This is a genomic window from Acinetobacter sp. P37 (genome assembly GCF_057480965.1).
In genome coordinates, this window is the sequence record NZ_JBLIYY010000039.1 from 1 (window position 1) to 3,444 (window position 3,444).

Sequence of the window (3,444 nt, forward strand, 5' to 3'; positions counted from 1 at the left end):
AGATTCAGCGGACGCTTACTGCAAATCAGATAAAATAAGTGTCTGATTTAAAACAATAGATGTAGGAAAAACAAAAAGAGAATTGATGATGTAAATCTGGTGTTAGCAACTTTGTAGATATTCAACCTTAAAAATAATATATCTAAGACAGTGGGTTAGATACTTCTATTTGAATGAAGTATAGCTTTGTTCAAGGCCTCATTTAACATTGTAGATTCTTCTGAATCGCTCCAAATTATCTCACTTTCTTTGTAGAAGACAAAAGCTTAGTAATATTACGATAGCTATAAAGAAAGTAGTGATAGGCTTCATCTAGCTATTGGCTCTAGAGCTTGATGTTTTAACATACATTAAATGGGATGAGTGGAAACCTCAGTCTGAATATCGTTGCCAATGCAGTTAAGAAATTGCTTCGAACAGGAATAAAGGATGAGATTCTAAATTACCAGTTCAATATTTCTTAAATTAATCAGATTCATGCATGTGTAATGGTTTGAAATCAATTGAACGAACGAGGCTGTTTTCACCCCTCAATGATGACTTAAATCTAAGTTGTTTAGGAGGGCTTAATTTTTTGAATCTTTGAATAAGCATGTCGATCAAAACACAATACTTGAAAAGGAGTATACTTCTACTACTAAAGTACAATCACAGTGTGTGATTGTACTCAATCTTCAAACTTCGTTACATAGGCAACTATTTGGTATCAATAGCCCAAATTATTTCCTTATCTGTAAGTATTTAAAACTGAATGCTAGCCATAACTTCAAGAATTGAATGAGTAGAATGTAATTAGATTTATACGATTTCAAATGCGTTTTGTTGGGCACCATGTATTTATAGCATACGATTTAAAAGACTTTACTTTATTCTAATTTTTTGACTATTAAACCAAGCCTATATTACCCAGAGGCAAGGTATGAACACAGAACAAACCTCTCCGCAAGAGCGTGTAGGGGCTAAAGTCTACCGATATTTTTTTATCGTACTGACTGCTCTGATCGCACTATATTTAATCATCCAAGGTTCTAAATTATTGAGTCTCGGTGGTTCAAGCTATTATCTCATTGCTGGTGTTGCGTATATCGTCATCGCTGTTTTATATGCAATGAAAAAAGCCGCTGGCTTTTGGTTGTCTATCATCACATTTATTGCAACTGTGATCTGGGCAATTGCTGAAGTGCAAGGTTTTGACTTTTGGCAATATATTCCACGTTTAGTGACCCCAACTGTTTTATTTGTTTTAAGCCTATGGGCAAGTCGTAGTCTGCCTGCACTGAGCCTCACAAAAGTTAAAATAGCCAATCAAGTTGGATTCGTTGGTTTAGCTGCCTGTGTGGTTGCGCTGATTGCCGCATTCTTCCCACATGGCAAAATTTTAAATCCAGTTGATCTCGTACAAGATCCAAGTTTAGCAAAACCAAATGCTGAAAACCCAGACAACTGGGAGTATTTTGGTCGTAATGGTAACGGTACACGTTTCGCTCCATATACTGACATTACCCCTGAAAATGTCAAAGATTTGAAAGTTGCTTGGACCTACCATACGGGTCGTGATTTGAAAGCAGGTGTAGACGAAAATACACCCATTCAAATTGGTAGCACACTGTATTCATGTACACCGACCAATATTATCACTGCCATTGATGGTGATAGTGGTAAAGCACTTTGGAAATATGATCCTAAAGCAAAAACTGCGGAACATATTACCTGTCGTGGTGTAGGCTACTACGATGCAACTAAAGATAAATCACTTACACCTGCCGATTTAGCATCTAACGGCATCAAAGCATGTCCACAACGTATTTTAACCTCTACTGTTGATGGTCGTTTAATTGCCTTGAATGCGAAAACAGGTGCTTTATGCCCTGAGTTTGGTATCAATGGTCAAGTCGATGTTTTACATGACATGGGGCCAACTGAACAAAGTAAACGCTACCACCCAACATCAACTCCTCTCATTGCAGGTCATGTTGCAATTTTAGGTGGCTGGGTCCGTGATATTGTGCACGGCGAGCCTTCTGGTGTCGTACGTGCCTATGATGTTCGTACAGGTAAATTGGCTTGGGCGTGGGATATTGGTAATCCTGAACTTGTTGGTGAGCCTAAAGATGGTAAAGGTTATACCCTTGAAACGCCAAACATGTGGACCATTCCAACCTATGACAAAGACTTAAATCTTGTTTATTTACCTACTGGTAATGGTCCTCCAGATTATTGGGGTGGTGACCGTAGTGGTGCTAAAGAGAAATTTGGTTCGGCTGTCGTTGCTGTCAATGCAACGACTGGTAAAACAGTTTGGTCGTATCAAATTGTGCATCATGACGTATGGGATTATGACTTACCGTCACAACCTGTGCTTTACACCATGACCAATGATCAAGGTGAAAAAGTTCCTGCATTGATTCAAACCACTAAAATGGGACAAATCTTTGTCTTAGACCGTCGTACGGGTAAACCAGTGTCTAAAGTGGTTGAAAAAGCCGTTCCAACCTCTGGTGCTGCTGAAGGTGAAAAACTTTCTCCAACTCAACCATATTCTGTCGATATGCCACAAATTGGGAATGACACTTTACGTGAAAAAGACATGTGGGGGATCTCTACCTTTGACCAATTAAACTGTCGTATTGATTATAAAGATTCTGTGTATCAAGGTCTTTATACCCCGCCGGGTGAAAAACCATATATAGAATGGCCAAGTCTTTTAGGTGGTATGAACTGGGGTGGTATTTCTATCGATGAATCAACAGGTTTGATGTTCGTCAACGATATGCGTATGCCACTTCGTATGTCTCTTGTACGTAAAGAAGACATGGGCAAGTACAAAATCTCAACGGATGAAGTTCCAGGATTCATGGGGACTGCACGTCCACAATTTGCAGGTCCATATGCAGGTGTAAAAATCGACATCATGCAGTCTGCATTGGGTGTACCATGTAACCGCCCTCCGTTCGGAACCATGACAGCGATTGATTTGAAATCTAAAAAAGTCGTTTGGGAAGTGCCAATGGGGACTGCTGAACAACTTGGACCTTTAGGTATTAAATCTCATATGCCAATGCCTCTTGGTATGCCTACTTTAGGTGGTCCAACGTCCACTGCTTCTGGTCTAGTATTCTTTGCAGGTACTCAAGATTACTACTTACGTGCTTTAGACTCTAAAACCGGTAAAGAAGTGTGGAAAGCTGAACTTCCTGTGGCTGCTGTTGCAGCACCATTGATTTATAAGTCACCAAAAACTGGAAAACAATATGTGGTTATTTCTGCAGGTGGTGCAAGCCACTCTAAAGATGTAGGTGATTACATCATTGCCTATGCTTTGCCTGATCAAAAATAATTGACATACAATTTACTAAAAAACCAAAGCTTAGGCTTTGGTTTTTTTGAAAAAATAATGATCAATATCTAAAATTTTAATAAGTAATGTAAGCGTCCGCTGAATCC

General features: G+C 39.1%; 1 protein-coding gene. It reads left to right on the plus strand.

What is annotated here, in order from left to right; translation table 11 throughout:
• The first annotated feature begins 919 nt into the window (after window positions 1-919).
• Window positions 920-3,337 (plus strand): membrane-bound PQQ-dependent dehydrogenase, glucose/quinate/shikimate family, encoded by a 2,418-nt coding sequence (locus AC25JC_RS17235; protein ID WP_249682139.1) that lies wholly within the window; start codon window positions 920-922, stop codon window positions 3,335-3,337.
• Window positions 3,338-3,444: the final 107 nt, after the last annotated feature.

Excerpts from the sequence above, each read along its gene's own strand:
- AC25JC_RS17235 (WP_249682139.1), top strand. The coding sequence starts at position 920 with ATGAACACAGAACAAACCTCTCCGCAAGAGCGTGTAGGGGCTAAAGTC.